Consider the following 23,179-nt stretch of genomic DNA (forward strand, 5'->3'; position numbering starts at 1 on the left):
TTGAACACGGTGTGATCAGTCAGCCGTTACGGGATGGTGACGACGAAAGTCACGGCCGCGTTCTGGCCCGGGTTGAGGCTGATGCCCGATACCGAAACCACGTTGGTCGCAAACGAGCATTTGTCGGCATCCGACGCATCGGAGCAGCTCGTCGCGACGTTGGAGTTCGACGGATCCGCAACCTTCATCGAACCGGCCACATAGGCGATGTTGCCCGCGGTGATCTGCGTGGCGAGGCTGTCGGTGAGGCTGACGCCGGTGGCCGCAACGGCGCCCGGGCAGGTGGTGGTATCGCAGGAAGCGACCGTGATGGTGTACTGCACGGCGGCGCCCGGGATGGAGTGCAGCGACTTGCCGACGGGGATCGTGCAGCTGCTGGCGACGCCAGGCGTGGTGCAGTAGATCGGATCGGTGATCACGCTCGAGGTCTTCGAGATGGTCAGCTTCGCCGACTGCACCAGGTAGGCGTCACGATCCGACGACTTGCCGTCAAGCGCAAGGTCGTCCGTGCCGGCAGCATCCGCGAAGATGTTCAGCGCAGCGCGGTTGCCCGAGGTCCAGGCCGTACCGGACTGATCCACCGAAGCGGCACCCGGTGCCGAACCGTACGTGGCGGCGGCGCCCTTGTCGGCGACCGTTGCGGTCAGCGACATCACGGCCACATCGCCATTGGCTTGCGCGGTCGGGATGGTGGAGGTAACGAACACATAGGCGGAAGCGCCTATGGCCAGCTGCGGAATCGACGTAGCCGTGTCATTGGTGTTGTTGTACGTCGCGGTGTTGTTGGCCGAGACGTGGACGACGGCAGCGGTGCTGTCGAAATCGTCGACGGCTCCCGAGAACGGGTTGGCCGTGCCGTTGGCCAGCGAACCCGCGCTGAGCAGGGCACCCTGGATCGCATTGCCGTTGTTGGTGACCTTGTAGGTCAGCACGGCGAGGGACTGGCCCGGCGACACGTTGACGATGGTGGTGTCCACCTTGCTCACGGTCAGGGCGAGTTTTGCATCGACCACGAACAGGGTCGGGGTACCGGCGGTGCCGGGCGTTGAGTTGCCGGTGGGCGAGCTCGCGATCGGCGTCTGTGCGTTGCCGCCGACCTTGTAGTCCACGGTGGCGGTGTTACTGATCGGGGTACCGGCGGTGGTGACTGCTGCATTTGCAGCCATCGACCCCAGCCCAAGCAGCGCACCGACCATCAAGGTCGTGGCGAGCCTGGCTCGATTGACAAGTTTCATGGGTGTTTCCTCTGTAAGTTCATTTCAGGACTTTTGATCCGCTGGCCGCGCGGATCGGTGTCGCCATGCCTGGCTGGCCGTGTTGCCGGCGCTCCGGTTCTTGCACCGTTGCGCCGTTGTCACCTGCGTGTTTTCGGCACGCACTTCCCACTGCGGCCAGACACAACGTGTCTGGCCGGCATCTACCTCGCAGTGCGTGAACTCCCTATACCGTGCGGGTTTGTCCCGTCGGCGGTTGCGTCACAACGCCATGCTCCCCGAGTAACCGGGCCTGCTCGGCCCGGTCAGCAAAACTTGTGAATGACCGCTCTTGTCATGTCATGCCATTGCGGTGCTGCAGAACCCCGAGTTACTGCAGCACGGCACGAAAACTTACCGAGCCCTTCGCGCCAGGCGCGACCTTGCCGTTCACCACCCAGCGGATGTGGGTGCAATCCTTCTCCGTCGCCGGACGCATGCTGCCGTCGGCACCCTTCACTGACAGCTGGGCGAGCGTTGCGGCCCAGGTCTTGCCGCCATCGACCGAATAGCTGATGGTGGTGTTGGCACCGGTGGCCGAGTCAGCGACATAGTCCATGTGCTGCGGCACCGGGTTGTTGATCACCACGTCGTCGGCCGGCTTGCTGCCCACGTTGCGATAGTTGATCGCATAGGTGACTTCGGTGCCCGGCACCACGCGTGCTGCAGGAACCATCTCGACGTGCTTGCTGCCGTCCTTCTGGACGGTGACCTTCTGCTGGGTCGCCACCGACTGCAGCTCGATGCTGCCGTTGGCGGGTGCTGCCTGCAGCGCGAACGCGGCGAGCAGGCCAAGCACAAGAAGGGGGATGCGGATCGATTTCATGCGGGTGACCTCAATTGATCGTGACTTCGAAAGTGATGATGTGCGGGCTGGCCGAGCCGGGCACGTTGCCGAGGCTGACCGCGATGGCGTTGCTGGCGGTGATGCCGAAATCGCCCGCATCGCCGTCGGTGTTGCTGTCTCCCAGCGCCGCGCTGTCGAGCGTCAGCGTGCCGGGTATGTAGGTGGTGTGTTCGGGCATGGGATTGGTCACCACGAGGTTGCGGCCGGTCGCGCTTCCACCATTCGCGGTGACGATGAGCGTGTACAGGATGCGTGAGCCCGAGGTCGCCACGCTGCCGCCGGACTTGTCGGTCACCCGCTGGGTCGAGGTGAACTGGTAGTTGACGCTGCTGGCTTGGTAGGTGCCATTGGCCGATGAGGAGCCGCCGCTCAGGCCGACCACCAGGGTCAGGCCGGAGGTGCCCGCTGCGGGCTTGGCGCTGCCTGCGCCACCGCTGAATGTCTTCGAAGTGGCGGCAAGCCTCACCTGGGCAAACGTGCCGTCATTCGCCGTCGCCGGCAGGTTGCACAACGCGAACACGTTTATATGGCCGCCGGCAGCGATCATGGGGTCGTTGCTGCCGGGCACGTACTCGGGGTCGTTGCCGGAATAGCTGCCGTTGTTGTCCTGATCCAGGAACAGCTTGCAGTGCTCCACGCTGAAATCGTTGCCGCTGGCGGGCAGGGCGGTTGGTGCCAGGGCGAAGCTGTCGTTGCCGTTGCCGGTGTTGGTCACCTTGAACAGCAGCGTCTGCGCGGACGAACCGGCGGCTGCCTGCACCGGCTTGGCGTCCTGCCACAGCGTGGCCACGTCGATCAGCTGGTCGACCACGAACACCGTGCTGGCCGTGTCGGTGCGGCTGACCCCGTCCTGCACATAGCTCACCACCACCGTGTTCTTCACCTGCGTGCCGGCGGCCACGCCTGTCGCCGATGCCGTGGCGATCAGTGCCGACGCGGACAGCAACAGCACGCCGAAAAGCAGTTTTCTTCCGTAAGTGGCAAACGGGAGGCACGGGTTGGCTGGGGACACGTGGTCCCTGCGCTCAGCCTTGTGATGCCCTGCCAGATTCACGATGAGCCACCCCGAAGATGCTTGGTTGACACTGTATGGCAGGCCAAAGCAAGTAAGATGCCAAATAAAATGAACATGCGCGATGTGTAGCGCGTTCATGGTGCCACTGCGCCGTCCCCGCTTGCCGGAAGCGTCCTGAAAGCCTCTGATTGCCCCGCCTGACGCCATCCTATTGGATTTTTGGTCCAATCAACGCAAAGACAGTCGGATGTCGGCGATGAGGTCTGTGTCACAAAAGACCGGGCTGAGTCACATTGGAACGGTTGGTGTCGGTGCTTCCGGAATGTGCCCCGCGGCTCGGGTGCAACCGGTCTTTGCTGGATCCACTGGGGGCACCACCTGACTGCGCCCGTCCGACGCTGGCCGGTAAGGCGACAAGCGGTGAGAGGCGGACGACGCTTCCACCCGCCCTCGCCGAGGTATGCGGGCGCACTTTCGCCATGACGCCTGGCTCCGCTCCACCAAGCGCAACCATTTGGCAGGCACTGTTGACGAAGGCAGTTCACCGGTTGCGCACTTTTTGATATCGCGGGCGCGGAGGCTTGTTGGAAGTTGGTCGGCGACCTTGCGCGGCGCGAAGCGGCTGGTACTGGCCCTCCCACAGGGCTTGATCGCCATCCGCGCTACTTGCCGTCGAGTCTGGCGCCAAGGCGGGGGACCATGGAGGTGACCTGCGCCATGGCGGGCCACGATGTCGAGGATGGACGACCATCGGATGGAGCTATCGGAGCAGCAGCGCCGAATGACCGCTTCCGCTTGAGGGATGGTCGAACTGCAGCGTGCCTGTGAAGAGTCGCAAGCCTTCACGTGGATCTCACGCTCAAGACGTGATGCAGATCACGACGCAAGCGTGACATTAATTCAACTATCTGACTGTCACGGTTCGGTCGTCGAACCAGCCTCTCCCAGGAGGGATGATGAGATGTCAGCGTTGTTTTCCGTCCTGGCCACCGCTTGCCTGTGCCTGGCAGGGGTGTTCTTTTCCTGCGACGCGCAGGCCGCGGGGCGGCTGTCATTCACGGGAGCAGTGGTGACGCCGACGTGTCCGGTCACTGTCTCGGTGCAGGCTCTGCAAAACCTGCAGCTTCATCATCGCTGCGGTTCGCCTGACGCCAGCGTTGGCGCGTCGCGCAACTTCGCGCTGGACGTGGTCCATATCGATGGCACCACCGATGACAAGGTGCTGCGCTATTTCCACACATACATCCGCGCCAGCCGTGCCGATGCCGTGGATCCCCTGCTGGTCACCCAGACCTACGAATAAGCAGGTCAAGCTGGACCTCGCTGTGCTTCGTCCCGACTGCCTGTCCCGCTGTTTGACAACCCCTGGTTGATGCCCTGCGCGCCAAGCCGCTGACCGCCGAAGTACTGCACGCCGACGAAACCCCAGTCGCTCAGCTCGATCCGGGCGCGGGCAAAATCAAACGTGCTTGCCTGTTTACCCAACACTGGCCACGTCGGGTCGTATGACGTGAGTGCACGCAACGGCAGGGATGCCGGAGGTAAAGCAAGGGATGCAGCAATTGCCGGAGGTGCGGGAGCGTACTGACGTCCGGAGCCACTGCGCATCGTGATCTTAGACCATTGCCCCAGTCTGGCCGGCAAGTGTGGCGACGACTTCCTGGGCGAATGGCAAGGACCGCATCCTTTCACTGATAGGTCAATGTATAGGTGGCTGTAGCACTGACATCACCGACTGTTACGTTTTGTTTTCTGATTTGGTAGTACTGCGCGTAGAAGGGCAGGTACATGGTGCCATTCTGAGTAGGGCCTTCGGAGATGGCGTTATCGAAGGTAACGGGGGTGCTACCGTCCTGCATGAGGATCTGCACACCTACGTTCTGCGCACCGACGACGTTCTTGATCACTCCAAGACTCTTATTGTTCAAGCCGTTGGCTGTGCTCAAGGTGATACTGAGATTGGCGCCGGAAACGCAGTTCAATTGCACTTGGAAAGGCTGCTGACCGGCGGTGCTGCCTTTGCCGGAAAAAGCCGATGCGCGCACCGCAGACAGCATTACCACGGTCGGGTCGATAGCCGCGGTGCAGGTGGGAATGACAAATTCGATGTTGGTTATCATGAAAATTTCGACAGGCTTGGCGCCGCTCGTCATGTCGACATTCCACCGCGCGAGCTGTCCAGCCGGGATGGTCATTTGCTGCGTGCTGCCTTGCTGACCTTGGGGGATGATGCCAGTCACCACCAGTTGCAAAGCAGAAGCTACGCTGAATTGAACATTTCCTGTCGGTACGGACGCATTGCCCGGATAGGCTGACAAGGGGGAGGAGGTGTCTGGATGCAGAATCCGGAAGGACAGCCATGAAAGATTGGTTGGATAGAGCGTTTCGTCGCTGCCTACGGGCGGGCCATAGCTGCTGACGACGCCATTGTTGGTGGTGCCCGTGCAGTTGAGGGTGGGGTAGTTTGCGGGAGTGGCTTGAGACGACGTCCACAGGATGGTGCCGATCCCTGCGCCGGTGTTTGACAGGGTAATTTGGCCGTTGGGCGGCGAGAACGTCACCGAGCCGGGACTATTGGTGTCGGAACAATTGGCGTAGGCGCGGCCAGACACAGCCAGCGCAAAAAAGGCGAGCAGAAACACCGCCAACTGCCCGTGCCCGGCGGCGCCATGCCGTGAATGCTTCTGGACGTCAGCGTTTGCCGTTCGTCGTCCCACTGCGCGGCGGGATGCGCGTTGCAGAGGTGACGTGCTGATGGTTGTACTGTCGGTCATGCTCCACCCTTCTTCGGCGGCAGTGCTGCGGGAATTTCCGCAACGCACGTGGCCTGTATCTGCTGATACGCTGCCACGATCTTGCCGGGCTTGGGTAGCGTGTAGGGGAATGCGCAAGCATGTGCCGCGCCCTGTTCATCATTCCACTGGACGTTGAGCCTGCCGCTCGGGCCGACGCCGCGCAGCAGACTCAGGCCACCCTGGCCGACCACGCCCAACCCTTCATTTGTGCTATCGAATACCTGTGCACCAAACGGCGCCGGCTTGCCATCTGACATGCGGATACGCGCAATCAGCGCAAGGCCGGTCTTGCTCTTGAAATCCACCATCACCACCGCGCCAGCATAAGGCACCACCTGCGCGCTGGTGGCGTCCAGTTGCACGCCCAACGGCAGGCCTTGCGGGTCGATCTGGATGGTGTCGAGCTGATAGGGCGTGAGATAGGGCACCAGCGCATAGCCGGAGCGGCCCACGCTGAGTCCTGGCGCATTGGTGATGTGTGCACCGTCCGCACCGGGTACGTGCACGATGGCGACGGTGTCGCCGGTTGGTGGGCCGAAGGTGATGCCGCCATGGTGGGCGACCACTGCGCCGCTGGCGTTGAAGGACGCCTGCGAGTAGTCCCTGCCGTGGCCGACGCTGGCGTTGAATGTGGCGTAAGGACTGCTGTAACCGGAGTTCACGCTGAAGGCGTTGCCGTTGTCGCCATGCGAGGCGGAGGCGCCGTAGTTGAACTGGTTCCACTGGCCCAGCGTACCGTTGACGGTGGTCTGTTCCTGAGTGCCGGTGTTGTTGTCGTGGTTGGCGTTGAACGAGAGGCTGGGCGCGTGCGAAGTGCTACCCAGCGGCAGGCTGGCGTTGAAGAAAATCTGATTGTCGTTCCCGCTGAACTCCGTGCGCCCACGGCTGACGGATACGCTCCAGGCCAGGCGGCGGAAATGGCTGTTGTAGCCAACCTGGAACTGGCTGTCGCTGCCGCGGCGGTTCCAGTAATCGTTGACTGTGGCATTGGCGTAAAGCGAGCTGCCGTTTTGTCCCAACTGCTGGCTGAGCGTCAGGGTGAAGCGGTTGCGCTGTTGCAGCAGACCGCGCGAGACATAGAGGTCACGGCTGTTGTAGGCGGTGCCGTTCAACGCCGCGAGCTGCGCAGGCGTGAGCAGGCTTTGCACGGGCACGCCGTCAATTGTCTGCACATTGGACGGCAGGTATTGCAGGGCGTTCAGGCCGCGCCGCGCGTAGTCGCGTGCAAACTCGGCATCGTTCAGGCTCAGGAAGCCGCTGGTGGAATAGCGGTTGGCCACGACGCTGAACGAGGTATCGGTTTCCGGGATGATCTTGCTGTAGGTGATGCGATAGCTCTGGCCGTTGTGGGCGCCGTCGCCCGGGATGGTCGCATGGGCCTGGGTGACGTCCAGCGCCAGCGCGCCGAAGCGCGTGTTCAACGCCCCGCCGACCAGCACCGCGGCGTAGCCGGCGGAGCCCTGCACGCCGGCGTAACCGGTGAAGCGGTTGTTGAAGCCGTGTTGCGCCGAGGCCTGGATTACGCCGGGCTTGTCGTGCAGAGCCGAGTCGCGCAACTGGCCGGCGGCGATGTCGAAGCGGGTGACGCCGGGGCGCATCAGCTGAGCCACCGAGGCGTAGGGCACCGTAAGGCTGTGCTGGCGACCGTCGGCTTCGGTGACCACCACATCCAGGTCACCGCCGTAGCCGGTGGGATAGAGATCGTTGATCACGAACGGACCGGGTGCGACGGCGGTCTGGTAGATCTGCACGCCATTCTGGGACACCGTGACCTTGGCATTGGTGTAGGCGACACCGCGTACGACCGGAGCATAGCCGCGCAGCGACTGTGGCAGCATGCGATCGTCGGTACCCAGTTGCACGCCGCGCAAGCCGTAGCTGTTGAACACGGAGCCATCGGTGTAGCTGTCGCCCAGGTTCAGCATGGCACTCCATCTGGGAAGGGCCCGCTGCACGTAGGTGTCAATGTTCTGCCAGTGGCGTTGGGCCGGCCGGCCGGCGACGCCCGACTGCCAGGTCGCCGTGCTGTCCTGCCGCAGCTGCCACAGGCCGATGTTCAGGCCGGATCGAAGCCCCAGGTAAGTGCTGGTCTGGCCTTGTCCGCCGCTGGTGGTGCGGTAACTGTTGAAATTGTAGTTGAGCAGGAGTGCCGGCACGCCCGCGTCCCAGGATGCCGGATTGATCCAGCCGCGTGGCCTGAGGTTCATGTATGCCTGCGGTACGCTGGCCTCCAGACGCAGGTTCGGCATGTCGAAAGACAGCGTGGCGCCGGGAATCAGATCGGCCAGGTTCACGCAGGCGGTGGAGGATTCCGGTTGTGCCACGGGTGTGGTGGGCTCGAGGCCGAGGCGATCGAGCAGGTCGGAAGTCACACATGGCACGGCGCTGGTATTGGGCGATGGCACGGCGAATCGCACGTCCATGCGGCCGACCCAGTTCTTGCCGAGATAGACATCCAGGTTGTAGTTGCCTGGCAGTACCGGGTTGCCGTGTTCGAAACGGCTCAGGTCGGTGGTGTTGTCGCCGGTACCGGCCAGCATGCTGCGGTCGAAACTGGCGAAGCCGCCGCTGGCCCCCGCGCTGGCATCGGCGGTCGCGCCGCCAGGAGCTGCGCCCGAGGCCGCGGCCAGAGTCTGGCGAGGCCATCCCATGGAGCCGGCAAGCGCCATGCCACAGGCCAGCGCGAGCGCAGCATGGCGCGTCGGGGCGTGGCTGGGGCGCGCGCGTTGCCGCTTCATTACGGCGCCACGGCGCCCTTGTGGGTGTCAGCCGCGCCGAAGTCGTTGATGGTGACGAACACGATCGGCGTGCCGACGGCAGGCGTCTGGGCGAGCCCCTTCAGCGGCAGGCGCAGGTCGCCAAAGGGCGCGACCATGCCGCTAATTGCCGCCAGCGGTTTGCTGCCGGCGCCGAGCGACAGGTTGCTGATCGTGACGTAATACGGCGTAGGGTTGTGCACTTGCAGTGCTGCACCCTGGCCAGGCGCGATCTGGAAGATCAGCTTGTCCGCAGCCTTGAGCGCGTCGCCTTCCAGGCCGGCCGGACGGTAGAACAGCTTTACCCGTGAGCGGATAGCGAACTGCAGATAGTTCCGGCCCGCATATTCGTGGCCGTCGGGTTTGGGCGGAATTTCCAGCACGTTCAGCCAGAAAATCGACTCGCGGTCAGTCGGTAACGGCTGGGAGCCCTGGGTGTAGAGGATCCGCAGGCTTTGATCCTTGTGCGACTCCATGCGAAACAGCGGCGGTGTGATCAGAAAAGGCGTGGTGACGCTGTCCGGTGTCGAATCCGCATTGCCGGTGTCGATCCATGCCTCGACCAGCGCAGGGTGATCGCCTTCGTTGGACAGGCGCACGGTAACCTCGCCCTGCTGGCCAGGAAACACCACCCGGGTGCCGCCGATGACAACACTGGCCTGGGCTGCGGGGATCGCCAGAAACAAAGCGACAACCGCCGCGCCAAATGCACGGATCAGGATGTTCATGGGCACCTCTACACTGGAGTCGGGTGACGGCAGGCCTGCCGCATTCGCAGGAATGCGGACAGGCTTGAGTGCGATCGCCTTAGTTGTAGGTCAGCGTGTAGGTCACCGAAGCCGTCACCAGGCCCGCGGTGATGGCAGCGGCGGTCGGCTGGTAATAACGGGCCTGGTAGGCCAGCGTTGCCGCGCCGCTGCTGTCGATGGTTGCACTGACCGGGTTGGAATTCGTGCTCAGATTGATGGCGGTGCCCGCCGAGTCGGTCATCTGGACATTCACGTTGGAGAAGGTGGCGCCCGTCGAGTTCAAGATGGTACCGGCGTGCGTGGCGTCAATGGACGCGCCGCCAAACGCCGCACCTACCTGGACCCCAGACGGCGTCGTCGGACAGCCGGTCAGCGTCAACGAGAAGGACTTCGCACCTGCGGTGGTGCCCGCTCCAGTGAAGGCGGTAGCCGGTACATCGGGCAAGGTGACCGCGACGACACCGCCGCTCGCATTGCTGACGGTACAGGTCGACGACAACACCTTGCCGCTGAAGGTGATGGTGCCGTCGGCGGCGTTGGCCGTCGGAACGAACCCGATGGTGGCCACGGCGGCGATCAGAGCGGCGGAAAGCAGGGTCTTCTTCATTGTGGTTTTCCTTGAGCGGGTTTCGATTGGATTTGACTGGTACTGCGTAAGAACGATGAGCCGGCGGTTGCGATCTGCATCCTCGGCGTGGCTTCCAAATGTTGGACTGGTGTCCTCCTGGCCCCCCGGGACGAACTGCCAGTGGCGCATGCTGCCGTTACCGCTGGAGATGAAGCAATGACCATGCCAAGAGGAATGTGAAAACGATTACTCCGGGCTTCTGCTCCCCTCGGACGTGGCCTTGCGTGAGGCTGCGCAACGGTTTTCCGCAGGATCTGCGGCATTCCCTGACAAATATTGACACAAAAAATGCCAACTCGGTCACCTTTACCGCAGGCCGTGTATTACGCAAATTTCACGAGAATCTCGTTCTTTGGTTCCTTTTGTAAAGGTTGCTTGACATCGCTCAGGCATGTCTTTAGTGTTCGCCTTGTCAAGGCTGCTTGACATTACCTACAAGGGGAACTTGCATGAAAAGAACGACGGGTCGAACGATTTCTCGACTGCTTGGATGTGCCTTGGCCGTGGTGACGAGTGGGGCTGCGTGGTCATTCCCCACCTTGCCGACGGTGACGGGCACGCTCAAGGTCGAACGCCACGGCGACCATGGTCGCGCGGTGATCCTGATTCCCGGCCTGCAGGGCGGGCCGTGGGTGTGGCAGCAGACCATCGCGCAGTTGCAGAAGGATCATGTGGTGTATGCGGTGACGCTGGCCGGTTTCGACGGCATGCCGGCGCCTGCCGCTGGCGGCGATTTGTTCGATCGCGCGGATGCGTCGCTGAAGGAGCTGATCGAGCAGCGCAAGATCGACCGGCCGGTGCTGGTCGGGCACAGCCTTGGCGGCACGCTGGCGCTGCGGTTTGCCGGTGAGCATCCCGAATTGATCTCCGGCGTGGTCGCGGTGGACGGCCTGCCGATCTTCCCGGGCATGGAGCGGGTGGGTGCGGAGCAGCGCAAGGCGATGGCGGCGCAGATGCAGCAGCAGATGGGCGCGGCCACGCCAGAGCAGTTCCGGGCGCAGTCGCTGGGCTACATGCAGAAGATCGGCGTGATCGATCCGCAGCTGGCGGCGCGCTATGCGCCGATGAATGCGCGCAGCGACATCAAGGCCAGCGCCGAGTACATGGCGGAGGATCTCGCGTCCGACGGACGTGCGGGGCTGAAGAACGCGAACGTGCCGATCCTCGAGATCTCGCCCTACAACGCGCCGGATTTCAGCACGCCGCCGATGGTGATGAGCGAGGCGCAGAAGACGGCCTACTACCAATCGCTGCTGGCGAATGCGCCGAACGCGAAGGTGGTGTCGATCTCGCCGTCGCGGCATTTCGTGATGCTCGATCAACCCGCGAAGTTCCAGCAGGCACTGGACCATTTCCTGAAGTCGCTCTGAGGTCACCCGCATGTCCCGTCTTTCGAACAAGAGCTATCAGTGGCAGACACTGCTCAGCATGGTGGTCTACGTTGCCTTGCTGTTACTGGTATGGCCGTTGGCGCGCACCGTGGACGGCGTTGCGGCGAGAGGCGTGCTGGCGCTGGCGCCGGTGGCGCCGATGCTCTACCTGTTCATGCTGATGGCGCGGCGCATCCGCGACAGCGATGAGCTGGAGCAGCGCATGCACCTGGTGGCGCTGGGCGTGGCCACGATGCTTACCGCGGCGCTCAGTCTGGTCGGCGGCTTCCTGGCCGCTGCCCACGTGCTGGCCATCGATGGATCGATTCTGATCTGGGTATTCCCGGTACTGATGGCCAGCTACGGTGCCACGCGCTCGATGCTGGTGCGGCGCTACGGCGGCGACATGTTTGCCTGCGAAGGCGAGTCGGGCATTCCAACTCATGTGCGTGCCTTTCTGGCGGCACTGCTGATGGCCGCCGTGGCGATCTTTGCGCGCGTGAAGCAGGACAGTCACGCCGCGGGCATCTTCGTCGGCATGACCGCCGTATTCCTGATATTCGCGGTGTTCCGCTTGATCAGCCATCGACAGCGCCAGAAGGCTGCAGCGGCCAGGGGCGGGGAAGGGGTGACGCGATGAACCACTCATTGTCGAACAAGCGGGAGGGATGCTGATGGCCATGCGCGAAGTGCACAAACGCTATTTGCGAGAGTTCCTGCCCGCGATGGTGGCGTATTCCATACTGATCGTTCTGTCCGGCCTGCTGATGGCCAGGGTGCACAGCGCGTCATTGCGGACCGTGCTGGCCTTGCTGCCCCTGCTGCCGATCCTGCTGGCGATTCGCGCGATGGTGCGGGTGGTTCGCGACCAGGATGAGCTGGAACGCCGCATCGACCTGGAATCCTTCGCCATCTCGGCGATGGTCACCGGCTTCGGCTTCTTCAGCTTTGGCCTGTTGCTGGGGGCAGACATCGGCTGGAGTGTATCGGGGCAGGCGGTGGCGATCTGGGTGATGCCCTGCCTGTTTGCCACATTCGGTCTGGCCAAGCTGCTGGTTGTCTGGCGCTATCGCAGCCATGAATAACCACGTGCGCGAACTGCGCGGGGAGCAAGGCTGGTCGCAGGCCGATCTGGCCGAACGACTGGATGTGTCGCGGCAGACCATCAATGCCATCGAGACCGGCAAGTACGACCCGAGCCTGCCGCTGGCGTTCAAGATCGCTCGTCTGTTCGGGCAATCGATCGAAACCATTTTTGAACCTGGGGAATGATCCTGTGAGTAACCGATCCGGAAAACGCATGGGCGTGGTGGTCGCCATCGCCGTGGCGATCCTCGCCGGCAATCGCGTCGCCCATCACCGCGAGCAGGGCCGGACTGCGCCCGCCGCGGCAGTCGCGCCGAATGCATCGGCGTCCGTGGCCAAAGCGCCGCGGGCCACCTGGACTCTGGGCACCGTGGTACTGACTGCATGCGAGTTGTCTCCGCCGAACAGCGGGCTGAGCACGGCGGCGTGGTGCGCGGATTTTCCGGTGCCGGAAAACCGCGCCGACCCACACAGCCGCACGATTACGCTGAAGCTGGCGGTGCTGCGCTCGCGGGCGCAGCTGGCCAGTGGCGACATGCTGGCATTCCTCGCCGGCGGTCCGGGCCAGGCGGCGACGGATTCGGCGGCACAGGTCGCAGCGGTACTGCGGCCCCTGCTGGCACATCGTCATGTGTTGCTGCTGGATCAGCGCGGCACCGGTGGCTCGAACGCACTCAGCTGCCGCGATTCCGCGGCCACGCCGGCGCCGGATGACAGTACGTTCAACGTGGAGAAGTTGAGCGAGGCTGCCGCGCAGTGTGCGAAGCAATTGGCCGACCGCGCCGATCCGCGCTTCTACACCACCACCATCGCGGCGCAGGATCTGGAGGATGTGCGGCGGGCGCTCGGCGCGCCGCCGCTCGATCTGCTCGGGGTGTCGTACGGCACGCGGATGGCGCAGCAATACCTGATGCGCTTCCCGCAGTCGGTGCGCAGCGTGGTGCTCGACAGCGCGGTGCCGAATTCGCTGGCGCTGGGCGAGGACTTCGCGCGCAATCTGGACGATGCGTTGAAAGCGCAGTTCGCCCGCTGCACCGCGGAGCCGGCATGCAAGAGGAAGTTCGGCGATCCGGATCAGACGCTGTACCAGCTGCGTGACGCGCTGCGCGCGAATCCGCACCAGGTCAGCTTCCGCGACCCGCAGACCTACCAGACGGTCAAGCGCATGCTGGACGAAGACTCGCTGGCCAGCGTGGTGCGGATGTTCGCGTACACGCCGGCCACCGCTGCCCTGCTGCCGCTGTCGATCGACGCGGCCGCCCATGGCGAGGTCGGGCCGCTGCTTGGACAGGCCAAGCTGCTGTCCGGTGAACTGTCCGAGCTGATGGGCAGTGGCATGCAGTATTCGGTGATCTGCAGCGAGGATGCCGATCTGCTCGTGCGCCGTCCGCAGGACGCCGACACCATCCTGGGCACGCGGATCGTGGATGCGCTGAAGGCGGTCTGCTCGGTATGGCCCCGGGGCACGCGCCCGGCGGATTTCCACCAGCCGCTGAGAACCGACAAGCCGGTGTTGTTGCTGGCCGGTCAGTACGATCCGGTGACGCCGCCGCGCTACGCCGAGGAAATTGCCAGGGGTTTGCCGAATGCGCGCGTGCTCACCCTCAAGGGTCAGGCACACAGCGTCATGGCCGTCGGCTGCACGCCGCAACTGATCCAGCATTTTGTCGAGCAGCTTGATCCGAAGGCGCTGGATGCCAGCTGCCTGGAACGGCTTCAGCCCACGCCGATCTTCATCGACTTCAATGGCGCAACCCCCTGAAGGAGCCGCACCATGAAACGACAGCAGGTTCTCGCGAACGCGATCCTCTGGGCCGCCGCCATCATGGCCTCGGCCGCGCTGGGGGCGTCACCCTTCCTTTCCCTCGTCCTGCTGCCGTTGCTTGCCACCATGTCCGTGGTGACTGCAGGGCGGGACACCTGTTTCAAGCGGAGTGAACAGTCGTGATTGAAGTCCGGGATTTGCACAAGGCATTCGGCATGGTGAAGGCCGTTGACGGCGTCAGCTTCAGCGCCCGCGACGGCGAGATCACCGGCCTGCTCGGCCCCAACGGCGCGGGCAAGACCACGACGCTGCGCATGCTGTACACGTTGATGACGCCCGATAGCGGCCAGGTGCTGGTGGACGGCATCGATGCGGCCACCGACCCGTTGGCGGTGCGTCGGCAGCTCGGCGTGTTGCCGGACGCGCGCGGGCTGTACAAGCGACTGAGCGCGCGCGAGAACATCGACTATTTCGGGCGCCTGCAGGGTTTGCCGGAAGATCTGCTGGCAAGCCGGCGCGAAGCGCTGGTCGATGCGCTGGAGATGCGCGACATCGCCGACCGGCGCACCGAGGGCTTTTCACAGGGCCAGCGGGTGAAGACCGCAATTGCCCGCGCCCTGGTGCATGACCCGCGCAACGTCATCCTCGACGAGCCCACCAACGGCCTGGATGTGATGGCCACGCGCGCGCTGCGCCAGTTCATGCAGCGGCTGAAAAGCGAGGGCCGTTGCGTGCTGTTCTCCAGTCACATCATGCAGGAGGTGGCGGCCTTGTGTGATCGCATCGTGGTGATCGCGCACGGTCGGGTGGTGGCCGACGAAACCCCCGCGGCCCTGCGCGCGCAAACCGGCGAAACGAATCTTGAGGAAGCCTTCGTCAAGATCATCGGCAGCGAAGAGGGGCTGGCGGCATGAAGACCACGAGCGCAAACGTTTCGCGTCGAAGTGCGTGGCTCACCGTGTTCCTGAAGGAGGTCAGGGAAAATCTGCGTGATCGCCGCACCTTGATGAGCGCCTTTCTCACCGGTCCGCTGCTGGGCCCGCTGCTGTTCGTGATGTTGATCAGCTTCACGGTGAACCGCGAACTGGACAAGGCGGAGCAGCCACTGAGCGTGCCGGTGATTGGCGCCCAGTACGCCCCCAACCTGATCAATGCACTGCGCGAAGGCGGCGTGGTGCCGGCCGCGGCGGTGGCCGATCCCGAGCAGACCGTGCGCAAGCAGGACGCCGATGTGGTGCTGCGGATCGCCCCCGGCTACGGCGCGGCGTGGCGCAAGGGCGAGGCGGTACAGGTCGAGTTGTTCCACGACTCGTCGCAGCGGGATGCGCAAGGCTCGGTGGAGCGGGTGACCCGACTGATCGAAAGCTACTCGCGTCAGCAGGGCGCGATGCGACTGGTCGCCCGCGGGCTGTCGCCGACCACCGCGTGGCCGCTGCAGGTGGCCGCGCGCGACCAGGCCACACCGCAATCGCGGGCGGTGCTGATGTTCGCGATGCTGCCGTACTTCCTGGTCATCACCATCTTCCTGGGCGGCATGTACCTGGCGATCGACCTGACCGCCGGCGAGCGCGAGCGGCAATCGCTGGAACCGCTGTTCGCCAACCCGGTGCCACGCTGGAAAATCCTCTGCGGCAAGCTGACGGCGATCTGCGTGTTCTCCACCGCCAGCCTGCTGATCACCCTGCTGGCCTTTGCCGTGGTGGGCCAGTTCATTCCTGCCGAGAAGATCGGCATGGAACTGGACCTCGGCCTGCACTTCGCCAGCTACGTGCTGTTGCTGATGCTGCCGCTGGTCGTGCTGCTGGCCGCGCTGCAATCGCTGGTGGCGGCGTTCGCCAAGAGCTATCGCGAGGCGCAGACCTATATCTCGCTGCTGATGCTGCTGCCGATCGTTCCCAGCCTGCTGCTGTCGTTCCTGCCGATCAAGGCGCAGGCATGGATGTATGCAGTGCCGCTGCTGGGCCAGAACCTCGGCATCATGCAGTTGCTGCGCGGCGATGGCGTCAGCATCGAGCAGGTCGGCCTGTGCCTGGCCGGCAGCCTGGTGACGGCGCTGGCGGCGGTGCTGGTGACGGCCCAGTTGTATCGCTCGGAGAAGCTGGCGATTTCGGCCTGAACAAACGCCTTGGCTCCCTCCGCTGCATTGCAGGGAGGGAGCCAAGGCACTCAGCGCGGCGGCGCGGTCAGTTCGCGGGCGCTGAGGTAGCCATCGTGGTTGCGGTCGAGCTTGTGGAATTGCTCGCGCAGGTTGGCGTGGAAGCCCGTCAGCGTGATCGGCCGGCCGCGGTTGCCGGGCAGCTCGCCGGTTTCGAGGATGCCGTCGCCGTTGCTGTCCATGCTGCGGAAACTGCGGTCCATGTAGGCCAGGTATTCGACCTCGCTGACCCGGCCGTCGCCATCGCGATCGAACATCTGCAGGTAGGCAGCGCGGTCATCCTGCGCCGCTGCACAGGCCGGCAGCAGCGCCAGCAGCAGCGCCAGCAGCCCGGCGAGTGGACGGATGTTCAGCGATGACCGCCGTGGATGCCGATGAACTGCAGAAATTCGGCGCGGGTGCGTGCGTCCTCGCGGAACGTGCCGAGCATCTGGCTGGTCACCATCGACACGCCACGCTTGTGCACGCCGCGTGTGGTCATGCATTCGTGACTGGCGTCGATCACCACCGCCACGCCGGCTGGCTGCAACGTCTCCTGGATGCAGTGGGCGATTTCGGCGGTGAGCTTCTCCTGCACCTGGAAGCGTCGTGCAAAGCCGTCCACCACGCGTGCCAGCTTGCTGATCCCGACCACGCGGTTGGTCGGCAGATAGCCGACATGGGCGCGGCCGATGATCGGTGCCATGTGATGCTCGCAGTGGCTCTCGAACTCGATGTCGCGCAGCACCACCATCTCGTCGTAGCCATCGACTTCCTTGAAGGTGCGCTTGAGGAATTCGGCCGGATCCTCGGCGTAGCCGGCAAACCAGTCGCTGTAGGCCTTGACCACGCGCTTGGGCGTGTCGAGCAGGCCTTCGCGCGAGGGATCTTCGCCTGCCCAGCGCAGCAGGGTGCGCACGGCCTCTTCGGCCTGTTCGCGCGTGACATCGGGGTGCTTGGCGTGGTCGCTCATGCCGGGTCCTTGGATAAATCGAAGGGAAAGTCTACCCGGATGGCGGTCTTGCCTGGATATCCGGGGGTGTTGCAGCTCCCTTGACGGGGTGCAGCCTTGCTGGCGTAGCGATACGGCAATACGGCGTCATTGGATGCACGATTGTGCCGACCGGTTCCGCCGCCGACTGCCGTGGTCGTGCGGAGGATCACTCGTCGACGGCGTCGTCCGCGCCGTCGGCCAATGTCGGTGCATCATCGAGCAAGAGTTGACCGGCATCACCCGACAGCGATTCCACCTCGCGCAGCGTGCGTTCGATGGCGCGGGTGCGGACGCCGGCGCTGTCGATGCTGTTGCGCGCGGCGTCGAGTTGCTTGCGGGTCTTTTCCAGTACCACGCCGAACTTGCCGAACTCATTCTTCACCGCACCGAGAATCTTCCATACTTCGCTCGAACGCTTGGCGATCGCCAGCGTACGGAAGCCCATTTGCAGGCTGTTGAGCAGGGCGCTCAACGTGGTCGGGCCCGCCACGGTGACCCGGTGGTCGCGCTGCAGGTTCTCGAACAGGCCGGGCCTGCGGATCACCTCGGCGTAGAGGCCCTCGGTCGGCAGGTACAGCACCGCGAAGTCGGTAGTGTGCGGCGGCGCCACGTATTTGCCGTGGATTCGCCTGGCTTCCTCGCGCACGCGGGCTTCCAGTGCGCGACCGGCGGCCAGTGCAGCCTCGGCATCGGAGGCTTCCTGGGCATCGAGCAGGCGCTGGTAGTCCTCGACCGGAAACTTCGCGTCGATCGGCAGGTAGACGTGTTCGCCTTCCTCCTGCCCCGGCATGCGGATGGCGAACTCCACCCGGTCATTGCTGCCCGGCACGGTGATCACGTTGGAGGCGTATTGCTCGGCGGTGAGCATGTCTTCCAGCAATGCGCCCAGCTGCACCTCGCCGAAGATGCCGCGTTTCTTCACGTTGGTCAGCACGCGCTTCAGGTCGCCCACGCCGGTGGCCAGGCTCTGCATTTCGCCCAGCCCACGCTGCACGGCTTCGAGCCGTTCGGAGACCAGTTTGAACGATTCGCCCAGGCGGGTTTCCAGCGTCGCATGCAGTTTTTCATCCACGGTGGCACGCATCTGCTCGAGCTTGGCCGCGTTGTCTTGCTGGATCGCACCGAGCTTGGCTTCCAGCGTGGCGCGCATTTCACCCATGCGCTTTTCGTTGTCGGCGGTGAGCGCGGTCAGCCGTTGCTGTTGCTGTTCGCCGAGGCGATTCAGCGTGGTGGCGACTTCCTCGCGACCCTTGCGCGCATCGTCGATCAGTCGCTGGGTCAACGATTGCAGGCCGTTGTCGGTACGCTCGGTCAGCAGGGTCAGGCGTTGACCGAAGCCGTCGATGCGCTCGGCCTGCTGCTGTGACATCCCGCCGAGCTGCTCGCCGAGATGGCCGCGGAAGCGGTCGAAGCTTTGCTGCAATTCCTCGCGGCCGGCGCGCTGTTCCTCGCGCAGCGTGCGTTCGACGCGGGCGCCGTCGTCTTTCAGGGCGTCCAGTTTCATGCCCAGTCCCGGCTCGCCACGGCCACGCAGCAACAGGATTGCCTGCAGCAGGAGCACGGCTGCGGCGAGGATGACCAGCAGGATCAGCAGGATTTCGGTGAGCGGCATGGAACGTTTTCCCGAGGCAAGGCATCCAGTGTACGTCGAGCCGTCTCATCGGCTGCGCCCGGTTTTCACGTTGCCGTTGCCGGGGCGGTGCAAGATGGGCCGATCGCAGCCCTGGAGAATGTCATGGAACACATCCACGATTATCTGATCATCGGTGGCGGCATGGCTGCCGACGCAGCTGCCAAGGCGATCGGCGAGGTCGATGCAGCGGCGAATATCGGCATGGTCGGCGACGATCCGTCGCCGCCGTACCAGCGTCCGCCGTTGAGCAAGGCGTTGTGGAAAGGTGACAAGTCGCCGGCCGACATTGACCTGGCCACGGCGCAAAGCGGCGCGACGCTGTATCAGGGTCGACGGATCGCCGCGCTGGATCGCGCGGCGCATGTGGTGCACGACGAACAGGGCGACAGCTATCGCTATCGCCGCCTGCTGCTGGCCACCGGCGCCACGCCGCGCTTGCTGCCGTTCGACGGTGGCGAGCGGCTGATTCACTTTCGCACGCTGGCGGACTATCAGGCGCTGCGCCGCTATGCCAAGCCGGGTGCCTACATCGCGGTGATCGGCGGCGGCTTCATCGGTTGCGAGCTGGCTGCCTCGCTGTGCAGCGTCGGCTGCAAGGTCAGCCTGCTGTTTCCCGGCGAGACGATCGGTGCCGGGCGCTACCCCGAGGCGCTGGCGCGCCATCTTGACGACTACTACCGCAGTCGCGGCGTGGACCTGCACCCGGGCACCCGCGTCACGGGCGGTGAAGCCACCCAGGGCGGCGTGAAACTGGCGTTGTCCAACGGCGAGATCATGCTGGTGGAGGCGGCGGTGGCCGGCCTGGGCGTGACACCGAATGTGGCCCTGGCCGAGCAGGCTGGCCTGACGGTCGACAACGGTATCGTCGTCGATGCGCAACTGCGCAGCAGCGATCCGGAGATCTGGGCCGCCGGCGACGTCGCCAATTTTCACAGCGTGAGCCTGGACCGCCGCATGCGCGTGGAACACGAAGACGCCGCGGTCAGCATGGGCCGGCATGCCGGGCGCGCGATGGCTGGCGCCGCCGAGGCATACGTCACCCAGCCGTACTTCTACTCCGACCTGTTCGATCTGGGCTACGAGGCCGTGGGCCTGCTGGACACCCGCCTGCAGGTGGTCGAGGACTGGCGCGAGCCGTACCGCGAAGGCGTGGTGTACTACCTCGACCAGGGGCGCGTGCGCGGTGTGTTGCTGTGGAACACGTGGGACCAGGTCGATGCCGCGCGCGCACTGATCGCCGAGCCGGGACCGTTCGATGCGGCCAGCCTGCATGGACGGCTGCCGGCGAAAGCCTGAGTGGTCGACACGATGAGCATCAGCGCTTGCGGCGTGCAGCGCGCAACTGGCCACGCAGGTAGCGCAGCGTGTGCTGTTCCAGCTGGCGCGGGTGGGCCGCGACGCGCGCAGGGATCACCTGTTGCAGGCTGCCATCCTGCCAGCCGGAAAGAATCAGCGGGTGGACATAGGACGCGCGGCAGACCGCGGGAGTGTTGCCCAGCGTGGCCGCCACCTGCTTGATCGCTGCAGCGAGTGCGTTGCGGACCGCACGCTCGCCGCCCTTCGCCGGGAGCGGCGTGCGCGCCAGTACACCGGCCGCGTGCACGGTGCCTCCCCAGGTGCGGAAGTCCTTGGCGCTGAAGTCCTCGCCACCGGTCTCGTGCAGGTAAGCGTTGACCTCGCCCGAATCGATCGGCTGGTGCTGGCCTTCGTCGTCGAGGTACTGGAACAGGTGCTGCCCCGGCAATTGCTGCAAACGGTGCACGATGCGCGCGAGGCGGCGGTCGCTCAGTTCCACCTCGCGCTCCTGTCCGCTCTTGCCGCGAAACGCAAAGCGCAGGCGACCACGTTCGGCGCGCACGTGGCGCGAGCGCAGGGTGGTCAGGCCGAAGCTCCTGTTGTCACGCGTATAGGCCTCGTTGCCGATGCGGATCAGGGTTTCGTCGAGCAGGCGCACGATCAGTGCCAGCACCTTGTCGCGCGACAGGCCGGGTCGGGCCAGATCGCGCCGCACGCGTCGACGCAAGGCCGGCAGTGCGGCGCCGAACGCCAGCACGCGATCGAACTTGCCGTGATCGCGCAGCACGCGCCATTGCGGGTGATAGCGGTATTGCTTGCGCTGGCGCGCATCGCGGCCGGTGGCCTGCAGGTGACCGCGCGGGTTTTCGCAGATCCACACATCCGCATACGCCGGTGGAATCGCCAGCGCATGGATGCGCTCAAGCACCCTCGCGTTGCTGATCCGGCGCCCATCGGCAGTGTGGTAACTGAAGCCCTTGCCGCGACGCAGGCGTCGGATACCTGGTTGCGCATCGCTGACGTAGACCAGGCCGGCCGCGCGGACGTCGCGGCGCAAGTCGGGGTCGCTGTCACTCGGTGGGCTGGCCATGCGCGGATGGTGCGCGCGGCGTCAGTCAAGCCGATGTGAGCCTCAATCGACGCGGCAGAACACCGCCTTCAGATAGCGCCCTTCCGGCACATCGGTGCGGAACGGGTGGTCGGCGCCGGCGCCGCGCACTTCCAGCACCTGGATCTCGCGACCGGCGTTCAGCGCCACTCGCCGCAACATCTCCAGGAACTCGCCTTCGCCGACCAGGCCGGTGCACGAACAGGTCAGCAGCAGGCCGCCGGGCGGGATGATGTCCAGCGCCATCCGGTTCATCGCGAAATATTTCTTCAGCGCGTCCATGACCTTGTTGCGGTCGCGGGTGAGCTTGGGCGGATCGAGGATCACCGCGTCGTAGCGCTCGCCGCGGGCCACGGCCGCGCGCACCCAGTCGAAGATGTCGGACTGCTCGAACGTGACCGCCACGTCGTTAGCCTGTGCGTTGGCACGGGCCACTTCGAGGATGCCGGCGTCCAGATCCACGCCAACGGCTTCGCGCGCGCCAGCCGCCATCGCATGCACGGCAAAGCCGCCGGCGTTGCAGCACAGGTCGAGCACGCGGCGGCCTTTCGCCAGTTCGGCGAAGCGCTTGCGGTTGTCGCGCTGGTCGGCGAAGAAGCCGGTCTTGTGGCCCGAGCCGGGCGCGGCGTGGAAGCGCAGGCCGTGTTCGTGCACCTCGAAGGCTGCCGGCACGTCGGGGCTGCGGCAGTCGAACGATTCCTGCTTTTGCACGTGCGACTCGGCGAACCAGTACAGCTGCGTGCCGGGGAAGTGGGTCAGCAGCGCAGCGTGGATCGCTTCGCGAAAACGCCACATGCCGGCGGCAAAGTATTCGATCACCAGGATGTCGGCATAGCGGTCGACGATCAGGCCGGACAGGCCATCGCCCTCGCTGTGCACCACGCGCCAGGCATCGCTGACGGCGTCGAGCTGCAGCCAGTCGCGACGCAGCTGCACGGCGCGGGCGATGCGTGCGGCGATCCATTCGGCGTCGATGCCGGTTTCGGGATGCGTGTCCAGCAAGCGCAGTGCGATGCGTGCGTGACCGTTCCAGAACGCGCGACCGACGTGGCGACCCTTGGCATCCTGCACCTCGACCACGCTGCCCGGCGGCAGCTTCGCTTCCGGCTTGTAGATCTGCGCCGACCACACCCACGGATGCCCGGGGCTGCGGTCGGATTTCAGGCGGATGATGGGGAGCGCGGCGGGAGTATTCATCCGCCCATGATAGCTGGTGGCCGGGTTCCTCCCCGCTTGGCGGAGAGCATTGCTGGTACTGGCCCGGCCCTCCCCTGCAAAGCAGGGGAGTGAGCACAGCTTCAGCGCAGGCGCAGGATCAGCCAGGACAGCAGCGCCAGCAGGTTGATGCCCAGCCGCGATACGGACGGCCCGGCGATCGCCAGCAGGAAGCCTTGCGAACCGAGCTGCCAGTCGATGGCCAGTCGCGGCGTCGCCTGCAAGGTGGCGAACACGTTGACGAAGGCGCCGCAATGCAGGCCGTAGCTGAACACCGGCAGGGCGATCAGCGGCAGCTGCAGCAGTTGGGCCCAGCGCGACATGCGCACGCCGTGTTCGCTGCCAGCGACCAGTTGGATGCCTGCGGCCAGCACGAAGCCATACAGCGCCAGGCCGAGCAGGGCGACCAGGCTGTCATGCGGGCCGAACGGCAGCAGTCGATGCAGCATGGCCGCCACGCCGTAGAAGCCGCCGGCGATTTCGAGGACGCCGATCAGGCGGAACAGAATGGTGCGCATGCGAGGCCCTTGCGGAA

The 23,179-nt window shown here is 64.8% G+C and carries 23 protein-coding genes and 1 pseudogene; 11 read left to right on the forward strand and 13 right to left on the reverse strand.

Annotated elements, in window-relative coordinates; all coding sequences use genetic code 11:
* Window positions 1-26: 26 nt before the first annotated feature.
* From ACQGNJ_RS03370 to ACQGNJ_RS03380, 3 genes are all read right to left on the reverse strand, one after another.
* Window positions 27-1,235, reverse strand: a complete 1,209-nt coding sequence (locus tag ACQGNJ_RS03370) for a hypothetical protein (protein ID WP_426687821.1) — start codon at window positions 1,233-1,235, stop codon at window positions 27-29.
* Between the two features lie 349 nt (window positions 1,236-1,584).
* Complete coding sequence (locus ACQGNJ_RS03375) at window positions 1,585-2,079, reverse strand: hypothetical protein (RefSeq protein ID WP_426687822.1); 495 nt, start codon at window positions 2,077-2,079, stop codon at window positions 1,585-1,587.
* A 10-nt stretch (window positions 2,080-2,089) separates the two neighbouring features.
* Window positions 2,090-3,112: a hypothetical protein gene (locus tag ACQGNJ_RS03380; RefSeq protein ID WP_426687823.1), complete on the reverse strand. Its 1,023-nt coding sequence runs from the start codon at window positions 3,110-3,112 to the stop codon at window positions 2,090-2,092.
* 805 nt (window positions 3,113-3,917) lie between these two features.
* On the opposite strand from ACQGNJ_RS03380, the gene ACQGNJ_RS03385 reads away from it, so the two are divergent.
* Window positions 3,918-4,418: a hypothetical protein gene (locus ACQGNJ_RS03385; RefSeq protein WP_426687824.1), complete on the forward strand. Its 501-nt coding sequence runs from the start codon at window positions 3,918-3,920 to the stop codon at window positions 4,416-4,418.
* A gap of 56 nt (window positions 4,419-4,474) precedes the next feature.
* Window positions 4,475-4,594, forward strand: a pseudogene (locus ACQGNJ_RS03390) (IS66 family transposase); the annotation flags it as partial.
* A gap of 209 nt (window positions 4,595-4,803) precedes the next feature.
* Here the strand turns inward: ACQGNJ_RS03390 and ACQGNJ_RS03395 are convergent.
* From ACQGNJ_RS03395 to ACQGNJ_RS03410, 4 genes are all read right to left on the reverse strand, one after another.
* On the reverse strand, window positions 4,804-5,889 hold the full coding sequence (locus tag ACQGNJ_RS03395; protein WP_426687825.1) for a fimbrial protein: 1,086 nt from the start codon (window positions 5,887-5,889) through the stop codon (window positions 4,804-4,806).
* The gene (locus ACQGNJ_RS03400) at window positions 5,886-8,648 is read right to left on the reverse strand and encodes a fimbria/pilus outer membrane usher protein (protein WP_426687826.1); all 2,763 of its coding nucleotides are present in this window, start codon (window positions 8,646-8,648) and stop codon (window positions 5,886-5,888) included. The genes ACQGNJ_RS03395 and ACQGNJ_RS03400 overlap by 4 nt, the downstream gene beginning before the upstream one ends.
* The gene (locus ACQGNJ_RS03405) at window positions 8,648-9,394 is read right to left on the reverse strand and encodes a fimbrial biogenesis chaperone (RefSeq protein WP_426687827.1); all 747 of its coding nucleotides are present in this window, start codon (window positions 9,392-9,394) and stop codon (window positions 8,648-8,650) included. Before ACQGNJ_RS03405 ends, ACQGNJ_RS03400 begins: the two co-directional genes overlap by 1 nt.
* Window positions 9,395-9,473: 79 nt before the next feature.
* Complete coding sequence (locus ACQGNJ_RS03410) at window positions 9,474-10,022, reverse strand: fimbrial protein (RefSeq protein WP_426687828.1); 549 nt, start codon at window positions 10,020-10,022, stop codon at window positions 9,474-9,476.
* A gap of 524 nt (window positions 10,023-10,546) precedes the next feature.
* On the opposite strand from ACQGNJ_RS03410, the gene ACQGNJ_RS03415 reads away from it, so the two are divergent.
* The 8 genes from ACQGNJ_RS03415 to ACQGNJ_RS03450 are packed head-to-tail and all read left to right on the forward strand — an operon-like array spanning window position 10,547 to window position 16,380.
* Window positions 10,547-11,413, forward strand: coding sequence for an alpha/beta fold hydrolase (locus ACQGNJ_RS03415; RefSeq protein ID WP_426687920.1), 867 nt, complete (start codon window positions 10,547-10,549; stop codon window positions 11,411-11,413).
* A 10-nt stretch (window positions 11,414-11,423) separates the two neighbouring features.
* A complete protein-coding gene (locus ACQGNJ_RS03420; RefSeq protein WP_426687829.1) occupies window positions 11,424-12,053 on the forward strand; it encodes a hypothetical protein in 630 nt (209 codons plus the stop codon).
* Between the two features lie 34 nt (window positions 12,054-12,087).
* On the forward strand, window positions 12,088-12,498 hold the full coding sequence (locus ACQGNJ_RS03425) for a hypothetical protein (RefSeq protein WP_426687830.1): 411 nt from the start codon (window positions 12,088-12,090) through the stop codon (window positions 12,496-12,498).
* Window positions 12,491-12,685 carry a helix-turn-helix transcriptional regulator gene (locus ACQGNJ_RS03430; RefSeq protein ID WP_426687831.1) on the forward strand — a complete coding sequence of 65 codons (195 nt, stop codon included), beginning with the start codon at window positions 12,491-12,493 and terminating at the stop codon, window positions 12,683-12,685. The genes ACQGNJ_RS03425 and ACQGNJ_RS03430 overlap by 8 nt, the downstream gene beginning before the upstream one ends.
* 28 nt (window positions 12,686-12,713) lie before the next feature.
* The gene (locus tag ACQGNJ_RS03435) at window positions 12,714-14,261 is read left to right on the forward strand and encodes an alpha/beta hydrolase (protein ID WP_426687832.1); all 1,548 of its coding nucleotides are present in this window, start codon (window positions 12,714-12,716) and stop codon (window positions 14,259-14,261) included.
* Window positions 14,262-14,273: 12 nt separating this feature from the next.
* Entirely contained in the window at window positions 14,274-14,447 is a 174-nt protein-coding gene (locus ACQGNJ_RS03440; protein WP_426687833.1) for a hypothetical protein, read from the forward strand.
* Window positions 14,444-15,178 (forward strand): ABC transporter ATP-binding protein, encoded by a 735-nt coding sequence (locus ACQGNJ_RS03445; RefSeq protein WP_426687834.1) that lies wholly within the window; start codon window positions 14,444-14,446, stop codon window positions 15,176-15,178. The genes ACQGNJ_RS03440 and ACQGNJ_RS03445 overlap by 4 nt, the downstream gene beginning before the upstream one ends.
* Entirely contained in the window at window positions 15,175-16,380 is a 1,206-nt protein-coding gene (locus tag ACQGNJ_RS03450; RefSeq protein WP_426687835.1) for an ABC transporter permease, read from the forward strand. The genes ACQGNJ_RS03445 and ACQGNJ_RS03450 overlap by 4 nt, the downstream gene beginning before the upstream one ends.
* Window positions 16,381-16,430: 50 nt before the next feature.
* Here the strand turns inward: ACQGNJ_RS03450 and ACQGNJ_RS03455 are convergent, their stop codons facing one another.
* The 3 genes from ACQGNJ_RS03455 to ACQGNJ_RS03465 form a co-directional block, all read right to left on the reverse strand.
* Window positions 16,431-16,676, reverse strand: coding sequence for an EF-hand domain-containing protein (locus ACQGNJ_RS03455; RefSeq protein WP_426687836.1), 246 nt, complete (start codon window positions 16,674-16,676; stop codon window positions 16,431-16,433).
* A 92-nt stretch (window positions 16,677-16,768) separates the two neighbouring features.
* Window positions 16,769-17,371, reverse strand: a complete 603-nt coding sequence (gene folE, locus ACQGNJ_RS03460) for a GTP cyclohydrolase I FolE (protein ID WP_426687837.1) — start codon at window positions 17,369-17,371, stop codon at window positions 16,769-16,771.
* 187 nt (window positions 17,372-17,558) lie between these two features.
* On the reverse strand, window positions 17,559-19,004 hold the full coding sequence (locus ACQGNJ_RS03465; RefSeq protein WP_426687838.1) for a DNA recombination protein RmuC: 1,446 nt from the start codon (window positions 19,002-19,004) through the stop codon (window positions 17,559-17,561).
* A gap of 123 nt (window positions 19,005-19,127) precedes the next feature.
* On the opposite strand from ACQGNJ_RS03465, the gene ACQGNJ_RS03470 reads away from it, so the two are divergent.
* Entirely contained in the window at window positions 19,128-20,321 is a 1,194-nt protein-coding gene (locus ACQGNJ_RS03470; protein WP_426687839.1) for an NAD(P)/FAD-dependent oxidoreductase, read from the forward strand.
* Window positions 20,322-20,340: 19 nt separating this feature from the next.
* Here ACQGNJ_RS03470 and ACQGNJ_RS03475 read toward each other — a convergent pair whose 3' ends face one another.
* The 3 genes from ACQGNJ_RS03475 to ACQGNJ_RS03485 all read right to left on the reverse strand — a co-directional run bounded on the left by ACQGNJ_RS03475 (window position 20,341) and on the right by ACQGNJ_RS03485 (window position 23,162).
* Window positions 20,341-21,411: a DNA topoisomerase IB gene (locus tag ACQGNJ_RS03475; RefSeq protein WP_426687840.1), complete on the reverse strand. Its 1,071-nt coding sequence runs from the start codon at window positions 21,409-21,411 to the stop codon at window positions 20,341-20,343.
* 42 nt (window positions 21,412-21,453) lie between these two features.
* Window positions 21,454-22,626, reverse strand: coding sequence for a class I SAM-dependent rRNA methyltransferase (locus ACQGNJ_RS03480; protein WP_426687841.1), 1,173 nt, complete (start codon window positions 22,624-22,626; stop codon window positions 21,454-21,456).
* A 101-nt stretch (window positions 22,627-22,727) separates the two neighbouring features.
* The gene (locus ACQGNJ_RS03485; RefSeq protein ID WP_426687842.1) at window positions 22,728-23,162 is read right to left on the reverse strand and encodes a hypothetical protein; all 435 of its coding nucleotides are present in this window, start codon (window positions 23,160-23,162) and stop codon (window positions 22,728-22,730) included.
* Window positions 23,163-23,179 lie beyond the last annotated feature (17 nt).

The sequence above is a fragment of the Rhodanobacter ginsengiterrae genome (assembly GCF_050026815.1).
GTDB classification, from domain to species: Bacteria; Pseudomonadota; Gammaproteobacteria; order Xanthomonadales; family Rhodanobacteraceae; genus Rhodanobacter; species Rhodanobacter ginsengiterrae.

Coding starts and splice junctions, on each gene's coding strand:
- ACQGNJ_RS03375 (WP_426687822.1), bottom strand. CDS start 2,079: ATGAAATCGATCCGCATCCCCCTTCTTGTGCTTGGCCTGCTCGCCGCG.
- ACQGNJ_RS03475 (WP_426687840.1), bottom strand. CDS start 21,411: ATGGCCAGCCCACCGAGTGACAGCGACCCCGACTTGCGCCGCGACGTC.
- ACQGNJ_RS03405 (WP_426687827.1), bottom strand. CDS start 9,394: ATGAACATCCTGATCCGTGCATTTGGCGCGGCGGTTGTCGCTTTGTTT.
- ACQGNJ_RS03465 (WP_426687838.1), bottom strand. CDS start 19,004: ATGCCGCTCACCGAAATCCTGCTGATCCTGCTGGTCATCCTCGCCGCA.
- ACQGNJ_RS03410 (WP_426687828.1), bottom strand. CDS start 10,022: ATGAAGAAGACCCTGCTTTCCGCCGCTCTGATCGCCGCCGTGGCCACC.
- folE (WP_426687837.1), bottom strand. CDS start 17,371: ATGAGCGACCACGCCAAGCACCCCGATGTCACGCGCGAACAGGCCGAA.
- ACQGNJ_RS03370 (WP_426687821.1), bottom strand. CDS start 1,235: ATGAAACTTGTCAATCGAGCCAGGCTCGCCACGACCTTGATGGTCGGT.
- ACQGNJ_RS03425 (WP_426687830.1), top strand. CDS start 12,088: ATGGCCATGCGCGAAGTGCACAAACGCTATTTGCGAGAGTTCCTGCCC.
- ACQGNJ_RS03480 (WP_426687841.1), bottom strand. CDS start 22,626: ATGAATACTCCCGCCGCGCTCCCCATCATCCGCCTGAAATCCGACCGC.
- ACQGNJ_RS03470 (WP_426687839.1), top strand. CDS start 19,128: ATGGAACACATCCACGATTATCTGATCATCGGTGGCGGCATGGCTGCC.
- ACQGNJ_RS03455 (WP_426687836.1), bottom strand. CDS start 16,676: ATGTTCGATCGCGATGGCGACGGCCGGGTCAGCGAGGTCGAATACCTG.
- ACQGNJ_RS03420 (WP_426687829.1), top strand. CDS start 11,424: ATGTCCCGTCTTTCGAACAAGAGCTATCAGTGGCAGACACTGCTCAGC.
- ACQGNJ_RS03450 (WP_426687835.1), top strand. CDS start 15,175: ATGAAGACCACGAGCGCAAACGTTTCGCGTCGAAGTGCGTGGCTCACC.
- ACQGNJ_RS03385 (WP_426687824.1), top strand. CDS start 3,918: ATGGTCGAACTGCAGCGTGCCTGTGAAGAGTCGCAAGCCTTCACGTGG.
- ACQGNJ_RS03400 (WP_426687826.1), bottom strand. CDS start 8,648: ATGAAGCGGCAACGCGCGCGCCCCAGCCACGCCCCGACGCGCCATGCT.
- ACQGNJ_RS03430 (WP_426687831.1), top strand. CDS start 12,491: ATGAATAACCACGTGCGCGAACTGCGCGGGGAGCAAGGCTGGTCGCAG.
- ACQGNJ_RS03440 (WP_426687833.1), top strand. CDS start 14,274: ATGAAACGACAGCAGGTTCTCGCGAACGCGATCCTCTGGGCCGCCGCC.
- ACQGNJ_RS03485 (WP_426687842.1), bottom strand. CDS start 23,162: ATGCGCACCATTCTGTTCCGCCTGATCGGCGTCCTCGAAATCGCCGGC.
- ACQGNJ_RS03395 (WP_426687825.1), bottom strand. CDS start 5,889: ATGACCGACAGTACAACCATCAGCACGTCACCTCTGCAACGCGCATCC.
- ACQGNJ_RS03435 (WP_426687832.1), top strand. CDS start 12,714: ATGGGCGTGGTGGTCGCCATCGCCGTGGCGATCCTCGCCGGCAATCGC.